This window comes from Limosilactobacillus pontis, from assembly GCF_002940945.1.
Lineage (GTDB): Bacteria > Bacillota > Bacilli > Lactobacillales > Lactobacillaceae > Limosilactobacillus > Limosilactobacillus pontis_A.
Window position 1 is genome coordinate 1 of record NZ_PNFV01000017.1, and the last position, 14171, is coordinate 14171.

12 protein-coding genes are annotated in these 14171 nt (G+C 47.0%); 6 read left to right on the forward strand and 6 right to left on the reverse strand.

Annotation, left to right across the window (positions count from 1 at the left end; all coding sequences use genetic code 11):
- Positions 1 to 164: 164 nt before the first annotated feature.
- Positions 165 to 1598 carry a C69 family dipeptidase gene (locus tag CK797_RS08865; RefSeq protein ID WP_104689378.1) on the reverse strand — a complete coding sequence of 478 codons (1434 nt, stop codon included), beginning with the start codon at positions 1596 to 1598 and terminating at the stop codon, positions 165 to 167.
- 73 nt (positions 1599 to 1671) lie between these two features.
- Positions 1672 to 2178, reverse strand: a complete 507-nt coding sequence (ybaK, locus tag CK797_RS08870; protein ID WP_104689379.1) for a Cys-tRNA(Pro) deacylase — start codon at positions 2176 to 2178, stop codon at positions 1672 to 1674.
- Positions 2179 to 2317: 139 nt separating this feature from the next.
- On the opposite strand from ybaK, the gene CK797_RS08875 reads away from it, so the two are divergent.
- Positions 2318 to 3049: a GntR family transcriptional regulator gene (locus CK797_RS08875; RefSeq protein WP_104689380.1), complete on the forward strand. Its 732-nt coding sequence runs from the start codon at positions 2318 to 2320 to the stop codon at positions 3047 to 3049.
- Positions 3050 to 3139: 90 nt separating this feature from the next.
- On the opposite strand, the gene CK797_RS09265 is transcribed toward CK797_RS08875, so the two are convergent.
- Positions 3140 to 3226 (reverse strand): IS3 family transposase, encoded by an 87-nt coding sequence (locus tag CK797_RS09265; RefSeq protein WP_412458034.1) that lies wholly within the window; start codon positions 3224 to 3226, stop codon positions 3140 to 3142.
- A 226-nt stretch (positions 3227 to 3452) separates the two neighbouring features.
- On the opposite strand from CK797_RS09265, the gene CK797_RS08880 reads away from it, so the two are divergent.
- On the forward strand, positions 3453 to 4340 hold the full coding sequence (locus CK797_RS08880) for a 3-hydroxyacyl-CoA dehydrogenase (protein WP_104689381.1): 888 nt from the start codon (positions 3453 to 3455) through the stop codon (positions 4338 to 4340).
- 411 nt (positions 4341 to 4751) lie between these two features.
- On the opposite strand, the gene CK797_RS08885 is transcribed toward CK797_RS08880, so the two are convergent.
- Complete coding sequence (locus tag CK797_RS08885; RefSeq protein ID WP_225365052.1) at positions 4752 to 5864, reverse strand: acyltransferase; 1113 nt, start codon at positions 5862 to 5864, stop codon at positions 4752 to 4754.
- A 285-nt stretch (positions 5865 to 6149) separates the two neighbouring features.
- Here CK797_RS08885 and CK797_RS08890 point away from each other — a divergent pair, with 285 nt between their 5' ends.
- The 4 genes from CK797_RS08890 to CK797_RS08905 all read left to right on the forward strand — a co-directional run bounded on the left by CK797_RS08890 (position 6150) and on the right by CK797_RS08905 (position 11900).
- Positions 6150 to 8561 (forward strand): phosphoketolase family protein, encoded by a 2412-nt coding sequence (locus tag CK797_RS08890; protein WP_104689382.1) that lies wholly within the window; start codon positions 6150 to 6152, stop codon positions 8559 to 8561.
- A 241-nt stretch (positions 8562 to 8802) separates the two neighbouring features.
- Positions 8803 to 10152 (forward strand): branched-chain amino acid transport system II carrier protein, encoded by a 1350-nt coding sequence (gene brnQ / locus CK797_RS08895; RefSeq protein ID WP_104689383.1) that lies wholly within the window; start codon positions 8803 to 8805, stop codon positions 10150 to 10152.
- A gap of 45 nt (positions 10153 to 10197) precedes the next feature.
- On the forward strand, positions 10198 to 11109 hold the full coding sequence (locus CK797_RS08900; RefSeq protein ID WP_104689384.1) for an ROK family protein: 912 nt from the start codon (positions 10198 to 10200) through the stop codon (positions 11107 to 11109).
- On the forward strand, positions 11106 to 11900 hold the full coding sequence (locus tag CK797_RS08905) for a Cof-type HAD-IIB family hydrolase (RefSeq protein ID WP_104689385.1): 795 nt from the start codon (positions 11106 to 11108) through the stop codon (positions 11898 to 11900). The genes CK797_RS08900 and CK797_RS08905 overlap by 4 nt, the downstream gene beginning before the upstream one ends.
- A 50-nt stretch (positions 11901 to 11950) precedes the next feature.
- On the opposite strand, the gene CK797_RS08910 is transcribed toward CK797_RS08905, so the two are convergent.
- The gene (locus CK797_RS08910) at positions 11951 to 13774 is read right to left on the reverse strand and encodes a cation:proton antiporter family protein (protein WP_104689386.1); all 1824 of its coding nucleotides are present in this window, start codon (positions 13772 to 13774) and stop codon (positions 11951 to 11953) included.
- Between the two features lie 269 nt (positions 13775 to 14043).
- A complete protein-coding gene (locus CK797_RS08915) occupies positions 14044 to 14157 on the reverse strand; it encodes an IS3 family transposase (protein ID WP_225365041.1) in 114 nt (37 codons plus the stop codon).
- Between the last annotated feature and the right edge of the window lie 14 nt (positions 14158 to 14171).

A 14171-nucleotide genomic window follows, 5' to 3' on the forward strand; every position in this document is an offset into this window, starting at 1 on the left:
CTAGAATGACTTAATTCGTTTAATATCGATAGCTTTTCTTCTGTACTATATTTTGAATTCCTATCCACAAAAAATGCCCTCCAAGTATATAAGATGAATTTTCTATTTCATCTGTATACTTAGAGGGCATTATAGCCTTCAGCCAGCTTGGCGCTTGATTTGTATTACAGGTTCTTATCCATGATAAAGGTCAGCTTGGAAAGTTCCAGACCGTGCATTATTAGTTGGGCCATCAGAGCCTTGGTCCGTTTAGCCATCTCAGCGACCATCTTGTGAGATTCTGCACTCAGGAACTCGCTGGCTTTTTTGTCATCCATTCCTGCAACCTGTGGTGCAGTTTGGTTGACCCAGCGATAAAGGTATTCCCGGGAATCCTTGAGGTAGTCTAGGTCCTCCTTGGCAAATTCAGCGTGGTGAGATTCCACGATCATTGACAAGGCCCGGTACATCCAGTAGGCGCTCTTCAGATTCATGTCGAGCTTCATTGGGGTCTCCCGGTAGGAAACGTCAATGTCATCCGCGTTACCGAAGAATGGTACATATGGGGTGAAGGTTGGAACCCCAAAGCTCATCCATAGGATCGTTGAAGCGGCCTCGGGAAGGTCGGGGCGAACCTGCAGGACATGAGAGTTCTGGGTCCGGTTAAGAGAAATTGGCCGGAAGAGGTGCTTTTCTTCCTCCGTACCATGGCCTAGCGGATCATATGGGGTACCCTGGTAGTGACTACTGAGGACCTTCTCAATGTCTTCTAAGGCAATCTTGTGGTCAGTCCGCATGATGAATGGCAGGTCAAAGTCCAGCGGATCCTGGTCAACACCAGGGTTGAGCAGCTTGTGACCGAACCATTGCCGCGGTGTATTGTAGTGCTGATCAAAGACATCAGCTGTCCCGAAGATGTGGCGGAAATTCCAGCCGTGTTTATCTGGGTTGAGGTGGTTGTCCGCAACAAACTCCTGGATCCCTTCGGACCACATGAAGTTGTCAGTGTCATCAAAGTCGACTTGCTGGATGGCGATCCGGTTGCCGGTGACTGCGTAAGCGTCGTCGGGAATTCGTTCGGCAACCCAGTGGTGCCCGGTGACAATTTCCATGTACCAGATGTCGTTCTTGTCAGAGAAGATGACGCCGTTACCTTCGGCAGAACCGTATTTTTTGATCAGTTCACCGAGGTAGACAACCCCGTCCTTGGCGCTATCAATGAATGGCAGGGTGGCGGCGACGATCAAGTCCTCGTTGATCCCACTCTCCGTGTTCAGCGGGTCGCAGGAGAGAACCCGCTCGTTAGCGTAGACACTCTCTGTGGCACTCATGCCTACGTTCTTTTCGTTGAAGCCGCTCTCGTCGAAGACTCCTTCGTGAACGTAGTCGATGTTTGGCGTTCCCTGATAACGATAGCCATCAGCGGGCCGGTCAACCACGCACTTGTTTAAGTATGCCTTCACCTGGTTGGGATGGTTGTGGTAGGCCGGGTAGGCGACTAGCTTCATTGGGTTTAAGGGACCAAACGTATCATCGTTGCGGGCGGCCATGGTGGAACCATCGATAGTGGCATCCTTACCGACTAACACCGTCGTGCAAGCAGACAGGTTTTTCTTCATTTCTTCAGAACCTTTCTCAAAATCTAAGTTACAAATTATATTTTAAGCGTCTATTAATAAGGGGTCAATCGAATTACTTCTGCTCGAGGTCGGCAAACTTGGCGTGAACTAATTTGGCCAGGGCTTCGGCGTTGACTTTCACGGACCGGCCGATCTTGCCAGAGGAGACGTAGATGCCTTCCTGCTCACGGGCGGCGTTATCGATAAAGATTGGGTAATGGTGTTTTTCATAGATACCAACTGGAGTATTGGCGCCGTGGACATAGCCAGTCGTCTTCAGCAGTTTCTTGAGTGGGACCATCTCGACCTTCTTATTGCCGGAAACTTTGGCAAGGGCCTTCTCATCCAGGTGGCTATCAATTGGAACGACACCGACCAGTGGACCGGTGGTCGGCCCAGAGAGGACCAGGGTCTTATAGATAGTATGCTCGTCGATGCCGGTGTGATCGACAGTCATGGTTCGCACATCCCCGTCTTGGTGGGTTGGGAACTCCTTTTGCTCATAAGCAATATGGTTCTTGTCTAGGATCTGTTCAACCTGGGTCTTCTTCAGTTTGCTCTTCTTGTTCTTCTTACTCATTTCAACTCTGCATCCTTTCATTTATATCTCTGGAACGGACCAATTTCTGACAATAAGGTACCAATTTTTACAGGTTCTGTTATACTGGAAGTGAAGTTAATCGTTAAAAATTAATCTATTGGCCCGAGGAGTTAATTACATGGCAGATTTAGTATATCGCTCTGTGATGCGTGATATAAAACAAAAAATCTTAAAAAACCAGTATCTGGGGATGCGCCTGCCTGACGAACGCACCCTTAGTGAGGACTATGGGGTTAGCCGCAGTTCGATTAAGCGTGCGCTCGGGGTATTGGCTCAGCAGGGGATTATCTTCAAAAAACGTGGATCGGGGACCTTCATTAATCCGCTCTACCTGAAGAATCAGTCACTCTTTCATTACGAGGGCAGCAACCTAGGAGTCACCGACAGTTTTCAGCTCGATGGCAAGAAGCAGAGCATTAAGTTGCTCGACTACCAGGTGGTGCCTGCCAACCCCGATGTTCAAGAGGAACTCTTCCTTAATGATAATGATTTTGTTTACCAAATCAAACGGCTACGGCTGATTGACCAGCAGCCCTTCATGATCGAAACTGGCTTCATTCCGATCAAGATCCTGCCAACCCTGTCCCCAGCAATCGTCGATAGCTCGATCTTCAATTACCTGGAGGAGAGTAAGGGCAAGCGAGTTACCAAGTCATTCATGACAATCAGTGTCGCCCCATCCAGTACCAGCGATCAGCACCTGCTTGAATTGCAGGCTACTGAGCCGGTCGGTTTAATGGGTGGGGTCTTCTTCCTCGACGACGGGACGCCATTTGAGGTTTCTAACATGCGGATTCATTACCGCTATATGAAGTATAGTACCTTCGTCAATTTGGATCAGGAACGTTAATAATAGGAATGACTATTATTAAAATAAAGTGGTCATCTTTTTTAATCGAACTGCGCCTTGGCAAGTCGATACATAATTATACAAAAGCTTTTAGGCAGCTTGGTGCCGGTATTCTACCGGGGTCAAGCTGTTTAACTTTTCTTGATAATGTTGGTGATTGTAGAAATAAATATTAATTGAGCCGACGAAGTCTTAAATCGATGCTCATAATAGCCCTCGTCTTTGAAATGGCGCCAGAAGCTCAGCACTTTTATAAAAATCTTCTGTTCTGTAATTTGCGTTATGTCATTAGTGAACAAATTAAGACAACTGTCTATTAGCGGGTGTAATAACATATGAATGTAAGCGCATTTATTATATAATGAAGGTGTTCGGAGATGTTTTGAAAAGGGGGCTTTGAATAATGGAAATTAAAAACGTTGTTATTGCTGGAGCGGGTGTTTTAGGCAGTCAAATTGCCTTTCAAGCCGCTCGTTTCGGTTATCAAGTAAAAATCTGGAATCGGCATACCGATCGTGCGGAACGTCGTTTAGCTGCTATTAAAGAGCCGTTCATGAAAGACATGCATGCCTCAGAAGACGATTATAAGAAGGCAATGGATAACATTGTCGATATAAGTAATGACTTGGCAGCAACGGTTAAAGATGCGGACCTGGTGATTGAATCTGTATCTGAATCGCTTGAAATTAAGAAGGCATTTTATGCAGACCTTGGGAAGGTATTACCTGACCGCACAATTGTGGCAAGTAATTCATCAACATTTGTTCCGAGTGAGTTGGTTAAGTTTACTAGTTTCCCAGAACGCTTTTTGCATATGCACTTTGCAAACCATATTTGGTCACACAACGTGGCAGAAATTGTTGGTACCGATGCAACATTACCAGAAGTTAAGGATGCGGCGATTAAATTTACTCGTTCCATTGACATGGTTCCGGTTGTTCTTAAAAAGGAAAATCACGGATATGTTATGAATGCATTGTTAATCCCGTTACTAAATGCAGCGCAAACACTATGGGCAAATGGCGTTGCTGATCCACATACGATTGATAAAGACTGGATGATTTCTAATGGTTCGCCATTAGGCCCCTTCATGATTCTGGATATTGTTGGTCTACGGACGGCTTATGAAATCGTTCAAAACCAGTATCAACAAACAAGAAATTCAACTGCGAAGAAGATCGCTGATAACCTTAAGGAAATGATTGATCAAGGACATACAGGAGTTGAATCGGGTCAAGGATTCTACCATTATCCAAACCCAGAGTACAAAGATCCAGACTTCTTCAAGTAAATATGATGCAAAGCCAGGATACCAGCACCTTCTTGATCAACCAACGATGTTACCACTCAAGTAGAGATACCAGGTCACGCCGCGGAATCAGGTTAATATAGAAAAGTAATCTATCCGGCTTAGCTGCGTAATTATTCTGCAGCTAAGCCGTTTTTGGCTTGTGTTAAGTAAAATACTTATTGCCTTTAATAAGTTCCACTAGCCCTTCTAACGGAGAATACTTTTTGAAGCCGTTCTGTTTCTGTATTGAGCCTTCACTTTGGAAAACCTCATTGATAATTAAAAGTTTATTTTTTGCCGAATATCTAAAGCTTCTGCCTATAATAAATATCCGCCGGGGACATAGACGAACCTTCTATTTCATCTATATCCTCAGCGGACATTATAGCTAGTTTTACCGGTTATTTTATTTTATCCGTTGTTAAGGTGGCGGTTGATACCCAGTAGGTTCTTGCATTTCACCCATACAAGGTGGAAGCTAAACGCCGACAGGAAGGCTAGGCCAACCGTCAACATGATCAGCAGCGGGAAGGTGAGCATGAGTGGCCAGTGCAGTGGAGTTAGCAACCGCCAGCACCAATAGAGCCAGAAGACATGGGAGAGGTAAGCTCGGTGCGCATAAAGGGCGATCCAATGGACTAGTGGCAGCCACTGGTTACGATATTTTTGCATGTAGAGGGCGAAGGTGGCGATGAGTCCAATCGTGGCTAGGTTATAGAAGATCATCGATGGTAGGTAGTATGGGGCGTTGGTGAGCTGGACTGGGGTCCCGTAGTTAAAGAAGCTCAGGGTCACATAGTAGAAGAGAGCCAGCCAGAGGAAGATCTGACTCAACCAGTGTCGTTTGAGCAACCGTGTTAACGGCAAGTAGCATTGCCAGAGGACGGTTCCAGCGACAGCGAAGACTAGGAAGCTAGGGAAGACCCGGTCGAGCATGTACCAGCGGTGTACTTCCGGACCGTGGAAAACCTGGAGCGCGTAGACCAGGTGCCAGCACAGTTCAAAGATTAGGGCGATCGCGAAACTAACCAGGCCGCGTTTTAAACGATGGTCGATCCAGCGGGCCAAGGTCCAGAAGAGTGGCATGATAATGATGAACTGCAGCATCATCACATTGTACCAGAGATGAGGTGCTGCGTTACCGTTGACAAATTGCCAGGCAAATCCCGCCCAATTATGATAGTGGCCATGCTGTTGGAGTTGAGGCATGGCGAGCAAGTAGATTGCCGTCCACAGGATTGAGGGAACGAAGAGAACATGCCAGCGGTTGTGCATAAAGCCAGGGTAGTCATGCCAGCTGGCTGCTGGGTGAGTCCGAATCGTCGAGAAGAGGATTCCAAAGATGAAGGCGGGAGCACTGAACTTGGCCAGTTCGTAGAAGCCGCCGAGGAAAAACTGTTGGCCGATTGCTGGTTGGCTACCCATTAAGAATGAGATGACCGATTGGATCATCACTGTGGTGACGGCGAACATCTTTGCAAAGTCGCCGACGTCGGCGCGGCCGTTGACTCCTAAATGATCCAAAATAATGACTTCCCTTCCAAAAATTCTCAGTATCCCTATTATATGTTTTTATTCGATGAAGGGAATAGGATTAGCTTATTTCACCACTAGCTAGCTTCTGTTTATGAAGAAGCTGAGGAGAAAAGTTTAAGGAAATTAAAAAAATAAGAATTGGACCGTATCAATTTTCAAAAAGGTTGACTTTAAACAAAAAGAGTTTATCATAAAGAATGTAAATTGAATGATTTACGTTAGTTGTTTGAATTACACGAACGTATTTATTTATTCAGAAGGAGTGTATTTTTGATGGCAGTAGATTACGATTCCAAGCAATACTTGGAAAGTGTTGACGCTTACTGGCGTGCCGCTAACTACCTGAGTGCAGGTACTCTGTTCTTAATGAACGATCCCCTGTTGCGTCGGCCATTGAAGGCTGAAGATGTTAAGCCTAAGCCAATTGGTCACTGGGGTACGATTGTTCCGCAAAACTTCATTTACGCCCACTTGAACCGGGTTATCAAGAAGTACGGTCTGGACATGTTCTACATCGAAGGTTCCGGTCACGGTGGCCAAGTTATGATGAACAACTCTTACCTGGACGGTTCATACACTGAGATTTACCCTGAATTCACTCAGGATGAAGCAGGTATGGCTAAGCTGTTCAAGCACTTCAGTTTCCCAGGTGGGACTGCTTCACACGCCGCACCAGAAGTTCCTGGTTCTATCCACGAAGGTGGGGAATTAGGTTACTCCCTTTCTCACGGTGTTGGTGCAATCTTAGATAACCCAGACGTTATCGCTGCTGTTGAAATCGGTGATGGTGAAGCTGAAACCGGCCCACTGGCTGCTTCATGGTTCTCAGACAAGTTCATCAACCCAATCAAGGATGGTGCTGTATTACCAATCATCCAAATCAACGGTTTCAAGATTTCTAACCCAACTATCCTTTCACGGATGAGTGACGAAGAACTTACTAAGTACTTCGAAGGTATGGGCTGGAAGCCATACTTCGTTTCCGCATACAAGGATGCTGACCGTGGTGGCGAATTCGACGGTTACAAGGACCACATGCAGGTTCACGAAGAAATGGCCAAGACCATGGACAAGGTTATCGAAGACATCAAGGCTATCCAAAAGAACGCCCGTGAAAACAACGATGACTCTCTGCCACAATGGCCAATGATCATCTTCCGTGTTCCAAAGGGTTGGACTGGTCCAAAGAAGGACTTAGATGGTAACCCAATCGAAAACTCATTCCGTGCTCACCAGATTCCTATTCCGGTATCACAAGATGACATGGAACACAAGGACATGCTTGTTGACTGGATGAAGTCCTACAAGCCAGATGAACTGTTCGACGAAAACGGTCACCCAGTTCCGCTGGTTGAAGAAAACACTCCAGATGGCGACAAGCGGATGGCTATGAACCCAATCACCAATGGTGGTAAGGATCCTAAGCCACTGATCCTGCCTAACTACCGTGACTTTGCTGTTGACGTTCAAAAGCCAGGTACGGTTGTAAAGCAAGACATGCTTGAATGGGGTAAGTACCTCAGCAAGATGGCAGAACTGAACCCAGATACTTTCCGTGGCTTCGGTCCTGACGAATCCAAGTCTAACCGTCTTTACGCTTTGTTGGACAACGACAAGCGTCAATGGATGGAAGAAATCCACGAACCAAACGACGAAGACCTCGCCCCATCTGGTCGTGTGATCGATTCACAACTGTCCGAACACCAAGCTGAAGGTTTCCTTGAAGGTTACACTCTGACTGGTCGTCACGGCTTCTTCGCAACCTACGAATCATTCGGTCGGGTTGTTGACTCCATGCTGACTCAACACATGAAGTGGTTACGGAAGGCTAAGGATCTGTACTGGCGTAAGCAATACCCAGCACTGAACTTTGTTGATACTTCAACTGTCTTCCAACAAGACCACAACGGTTACACTCACCAAGATCCAGGTCTGTTGACTTACATGTTCGAAAAGGAACGTCCAGACCTCGTCAAGGAATACCTGCCAGCTGATACTAACTCACTGATGGCTGTTTCCAACAAGGCCTTCAACGACCAAGAATGCATCAACATCTTCGTAACTTCCAAGCACCCACGTGCACAATGGTTCTCCATTGACGAAGCTACTGAACTTGTTGATAACGGTCTTGGCTACATCGACTGGGCTTCTACTGATCAAGGTAGCGAACCAGATGTTGTCTTCGCTTCTGCTGGTACTGAACCAACTGAAGAAGCACTTGCCGCTATCGACCTTCTTCACGACAACTTCCCTGAACTGAAGATCCGTTACATCAACATCGTTGAAATTATGAAGTTGATGAAGACCGACAAGAACCCAGAAGGCTTGACTGATGCTGAATTCAACCGTTACTTCACGACGGACAAGCCAGTTATCTTTGCATGGCACGGTTTCCGTGACATGATCCAAGCTCTGTTCTTCGATCGTGCTAACCGGAACGTTCACATTCACTCATACGAAGAAAATGGTGACATCACCACTCCATTCGACATGCGTGTACTGAACGAACTTGACCGGTTCCACCTTGCTAAGGACGCTATTCAAAGTGTACCTGGCTACGAACAGAAGAGTGCTGCATTTGTTGCCAAGATGGACAACATGATCAACAAGCACAACCACTTCATCCGTTCAGAAGGTAAGGACTTACCAGAAGTTACTAACTGGACTTGGAAGGGTCTTAAGTAATCGACTGCTGATTACTGAATAACACTCATAAATAAGAGGACGCTAGCAATTATGCTGGCGTCCTCTTTTTGTGTATTTCTCCTTATTAAACCAAGCCTTCTTCACCATATCATTGATAAAATCATCACAATTCGATACTCGTTATTGAAGAATACATGACACACAAATGGGCGTCAGTCGGTAAAGGAAACTATGCTATAATTAGCAATTGCTGATATTTTAGATAGAGGAGAAGATTGGAATGAATTCACTTAAAACAGCGTGTAAGACCTACCTGACGATTGGGTCTTTGATATTTGGAATGATTTTTGGGGCCGGGAACCTGGTTTTCCCTGTTCACCTGGGCCAGTTGGCTGGACAGAACTGGCTGTCTGCCGCAGTCGGCTTCATTGTCTCCGGGGTATTCCTGCCGCTTTTCGCCTTGCTGGCAATCAGCATCACCCGGTCACGAGGCCTTTTTGAACTAGCCTTGCCGGTAGGACCCTGGTTTGCATTGATCTTCCTGGTGCTGGTTCACGCCACAATTGGTCCCCTCTGTGCCACACCGCGTTCGGCAACGGTTCCGTACGCAATTGGGGTAGCACCCTACCTTAGTGCGGAAATGCAGCCCTGGGGCTTGGCGATTTATACTGGCTTATTTTTCCTGCTGGTTTACTTCTTTGCGATGCGGGAAGGAAAGATCACCGAAATCATCGGTAAGGTTCTCAATCCAGTCTTTCTGGTAATGCTTTTTGTTATCTTTTTCATGGCCTTTATCCGGCCGATGGGGAGCCTGCACACGCCACAACCAACGAGTGAGTACTTGCATCACGCCTTCTCCAGCGGCTTCCTGCAAGGCTACAACACGATGGATGCCCTGGCGATGCTGATCTTTGGGGTGACGATTATCGCGGCCGTCCAACAGATGGGCTTTAAACGCGGCCAGCAGACCTCCTTGGCGACGGTAAAGGGCGGGATGATTGGAATTGCCGGGGTCGGGATCATGTACTTGGGGCTGATCTACCTCGGGACGACTAGTCGGAATCATTTTGCGGTTGCCGCTAATGGTGGCACAACCCTCAACCAGGTGGCCCATTATTACATGGGAGACTTCGGTAACGCCCTATTGCTGACACTGGCAACAATTACCTGCATGACGACCGCGATGGGACTGGTGATCGCTTTCTCCCAGGACTTCCACGATCGTTTTCCTAAGGTCTCTTACAAAACCTTCCTGCGGTTGAACTGCTTCCTGTCCTTTATAATTGCCAACCTGGGGCTGGATAAGATTGTTACCTGGTCAACCCCAGTCCTGATGCTCCTGTACCCGCTGGCAATCGTTCTTATCCTATTGGGAATGTTATCGCCGCTGTTTGCCAATGCGGCAATTGTCTATCGCTTTGCTTTATTATTTACCTTCGTGCCAGCAGTCTTGGACATGGTCAATGCCTTTCCACCGGTACTGCGGCAGTTGTCGATCAGCCAGCTCCTGATTAGATATGCTAGTCATATTCCACTATATCAACTAGGGCTTGGCTGGCTGCCATTTGCCATTGCAGGAGTGGTTTGTGGGCTGCTGGCCTGGCGTCTGGCTACATTTCGTGGTCGCTAGTAGTGTATAATGTAGATATTAAATCGTGGCGAAGGAGTGAGTATAATGGCCAGACAGTATTTGAGTATTGATGTTGGTGGCACGGCTGTGAAAAGCGCCCGAATTGATCACTCCGGCAATATTATTGCCAAGAAACGTACCGCCACACCCCGGAATCGGGCAGCCTTCCTTCACTTACTGACGACTATCGTGGATCAACAGCCGGGAGTTGTAGCAATTTGCTTGAGTGTACCTGGGATTGTTAACCCAACCACCGGGGTAGTTAAATTTACCGGTGCTCTGGCCTTTATGGGGCAGGTCTCCCTGGCCGACTATCTTTGCCAGTATGCTGGCCTGCCGGTTTATGTCGGAAATGATGCCAACTGTGCAACCTTAGCCGAACTTTGGCTGGGCAACCTGACCGGCGTGGCCAATGGAGCAGTGATCACCCTGGGGACCTCGGTTGGCGGCGGTCTGGTCATCAACGGCCAGTTGGTTCATGGACCTCACTTTCGAGCTGGTGAGCTCAGTGCGATTATTAATAACTATGATCATACCAATTCGCACCAGGCCACGGTCGGTGCTAGCACCTCGGCTGTCAAGATGATCACGGCAGTGGCTCAGGCATGCAACCTGCCAAATTCTACTGATGGAAGGCAGGCGTTTGAGGTCATTAACCAGCGGCAGTCACCAGCATGGCCGATTTTTACGGCTTTTTGCCGGCGGGTGGCCGTCCTGATGGTCAACGTCCAAGCGGTGGTCGATCTTGACCGGATCCTAATTGGTGGCGGCATCAGTGCTCAACCGATCCTAATCAGTGAGGTTCGTCACCAGTTTCGTCTGCTTCAAGAGGCGGATCGCCGCCTCATGGACGATATTCAGATGCCGACGATCAAAGCGGCTCGTTTCGGTAACGGTGCCAACCTGTTGGGAGCCTTATACGGATTATTATTGAAAATTGAGGAGGATAAGCGATGATTCGTGCAGTAGCAACCGATATTGATGGAACTTTTCTCACCAACCAGCGTGACTACGACCGCCAACGATTTGCTCAGGTTTATTCTGCAATGAATAGCCGAGATATCCGTTTTATCGTAGCCAGTGGAGACCAGTACTACTTCTTGCGGAGCCTTTTTCCAAATATGGCCGATCAATTAGCTTTCGTGGCCGAAAACGGGGCCCTGACGATTGACCGGGGTGAGGAACTGCATTGTGGCCGATTGAACATGAATGATGTCCAGGCGGTGATCGCTTACCTAGACAGGATATTGGGGGTTAACTTTATCGTCTGCGGCCGTCGCAGTGCCTATGTGCGGGCCAGTGATCCGGTATACTTCCAGGAGGGGGTACGTCAGTTCTACACCCGAGTCAAGACAGTCCAGGACTTCGACGAAATCGGGGATGACGTGATCTTCAAGTTTGCCCTGGCCGTACCGCCTGCTCGGCAGGAGAAAATTGCTTGGGGAATTAACACCAGCTTTGCCGGAATCATCCGGGCAACGGCTAGTGGTTATGGAGCAATCGACTTGATTATTCCAGGAATGGACAAGTCCCATGGCTTGCGGCTTCTGTTGGACCGGTGGGGGATCAGCCCGGCGGACCTGGTAGCCTTTGGGGATGGTGAGAACGACCTCGAGATGTTTGCCCTGGCTGGAACTAGCTATGCGATGAATAACGCCCCGGTTAATGTTCAAGCAGCCGCCAGCCACGTCATTGGCACTAATAACGACCAGGCGGTTTTGGCTAAACTGGAGCAATTAATTGAATAAAACAACAAAAACTTTCGTATGTGACAAACATACGAAAGTTTTTGCTTAATTTATTTAAGTTCATTCTGGAACCTTTCGGCGTCATCACGTGGACCGACAAAGAAGACCCGGTCGCCCGGTTTCAAAATTGTACCGGCGTTTGGGGAAAGCGATTCGTTGTTTCTAAAAATCTGACTGATTGTTACCTTATCAACACCGGGCACAGCAGTTAACGGTTGGCCGACGTACTTAGCATTGTTGACGGTGGCCGTGAAAAGTTCGCAGGCAGTATTGCGTAGCATTTCCAGGACGGCTGGAGTTTCGATCATTGTGCGCAGCACGCTGACGTTAACGTTGAACGGGTTGTAGACTTCAATGCCTTGAGCCCGCAGTTTATCAAATTGACCGTTCCCAAGATCGGGATTCCCCTGGGCTGCAATAACTCGATCGACACCATGCTGCTTGGCTAATTTGGCAAGCCAAGCGTTTTTGTCGCTGTCTTCGAAGGCGGTAACTAAGATGTCAGTATCGAAAAAGTTTTTCTCATTCAAACTGGCCTCGTTTATTTTCGGTAGATAGGTCAGGTTAGGAACCCGTTTCTGATAGGTTTGGTAGTTATCCTTAAGATCGGTTACGAGGCGGATATCATACCAATTTTTTGACAACTGACGTGTAACGGGAACTGTTGCTATATTGGTTCCTAGAATAACAACTCGTTCTTTAATCATGTCTGCTCGTTCCAGTTTGTAGGTGGAGTTAAAGACAATCGGTCCGAGAACACAGGCGATTAAAGCTGCCAAAACGAAGGCATCTGACTGGGTTGTCGTGATCGTATGGAGATTCTGAGCAACTTGTAGGGCTGGCAGAACCAACGTAATCGTAGTAACCATTAAAAAGCTTCCTGCAAAGGCATTCTTATTTGAGAGCGACTTCCGGAAAATCAGGAGGGTTGGCAATTTGGCCAAAATGAAGCAGACTACTAGGACAGGGATCAGTGATAAGGCCTTAGGATTGGTGAAAAGGCTCCGTAGGTCAAGGTTAACGCCAGTCATGATGAAGAAGAATGGTATCACGAAACCGTAACCAATCGAGGTTAATTTATTTTCGGTACTTTCTGCAGGTTCAAGCAGTTTCATAACCATTCCGGCTAAGAAAGCGCCCAGAATGTTTTCAGCACCGACGCCGTCAGCAACCGCTACTAAGGTGAAAATCAGAAAGAAGGCTAACCGTACATCTAGCTGGGTAGTGGTTTTGGAAATTTTATTGAACCAGATAAACGGTTCTTTGAATTTACGTAATAAGAAAAGAGCGGCAACAAACAGAAGGACGATCAACCACAGACGACCAGCATTGCCCCCGTTGACTGAGGCGTAGACGGTCAGGGCCATCATCGGGACCACCTCCCCAAGTACTGCCGTCAGCATTAAGGCCTGACCGGCAGGACGATTGAGGATTTCTTTTTCCTTTAAGGTTGGGATAACTACTCCAAGAGCAATTGTCGAAAATAGCAGGACCGCAAAGAGGACATCGGGGAACATTCCCAGCCACTTAAGAACTACGGCAAGAATGGTCGAACAGATCAGAATAACCACGAAGGCATGAATCGATAGACTAAGCGGGGATGCAGCTGTCGACGCTTTTTTAGCCGGATCCTTTTTAAACAGGTCGAAGTTGATTTCCATCCCTGAGAGGAACATCAGCATCATGACCCCTAAGGTGGACATCATGTGCAGGGCATCAGTTTGGGTAACAATATTCAAAACACTCTTGCCGATAATAATCCCGGTAATGATTTCGGCCACAGCAGTCGGTATATTGGTAATCTTAAAGTGGGCCATCACGATTGGGATGATTAGGGCAGCAAACATAACAATCAAAAACGATATCTTATCCATTAGTTTTCCTTTCAAGATGACGGTGTAAGTTAATCATTAATATTTAAATTAATTAGACTCAATTTTAGCACCTTTTTAAGCATCAGGATGCTTTAATAAAAAATAACTATTTTTGTAATAATGAAGCCATGAATGAGAGACTCGGCAGCTTATAAATAAGACGTATTTTACTTAGAATACTCGATGAGTCATCCTAAGAATGAAAATAACACCGGATAAATTTGCGGCACTAGCGCCTGTCAAGTATACAGTTCAAATAGAAAAATAGTTTATGCGGCTTGAGCGCGGAATTTTTCCGCGGTCAAGCCGTTTTTGGATGTATAAGCTCGTTGAGTGTTGAAATATTTAATAGCTTCCTTTACTGATTGTTCTAATTCCGTCAATGTTTTAGGCCGCG

Bases quoted from the DNA above. Each gene is read 5' to 3' on its own strand.
- CK797_RS08865 (WP_104689378.1), bottom strand. From the start codon at position 1,598: ATGAAGAAAAACCTGTCTGCTTGCACGACGGTGTTAGTCGGTAAGGAT.
- ybaK (WP_104689379.1), bottom strand. From the start codon at position 2,178: ATGAGTAAGAAGAACAAGAAGAGCAAACTGAAGAAGACCCAGGTTGAA.
- CK797_RS08875 (WP_104689380.1), top strand. From the start codon at position 2,318: ATGGCAGATTTAGTATATCGCTCTGTGATGCGTGATATAAAACAAAAA.
- CK797_RS08880 (WP_104689381.1), top strand. From the start codon at position 3,453: ATGGAAATTAAAAACGTTGTTATTGCTGGAGCGGGTGTTTTAGGCAGT.
- CK797_RS08890 (WP_104689382.1), top strand. From the start codon at position 6,150: ATGGCAGTAGATTACGATTCCAAGCAATACTTGGAAAGTGTTGACGCT.
- brnQ (WP_104689383.1), top strand. From the start codon at position 8,803: ATGAATTCACTTAAAACAGCGTGTAAGACCTACCTGACGATTGGGTCT.
- CK797_RS08900 (WP_104689384.1), top strand. From the start codon at position 10,198: ATGGCCAGACAGTATTTGAGTATTGATGTTGGTGGCACGGCTGTGAAA.
- CK797_RS08905 (WP_104689385.1), top strand. From the start codon at position 11,106: ATGATTCGTGCAGTAGCAACCGATATTGATGGAACTTTTCTCACCAAC.
- CK797_RS08910 (WP_104689386.1), bottom strand. From the start codon at position 13,774: ATGGATAAGATATCGTTTTTGATTGTTATGTTTGCTGCCCTAATCATC.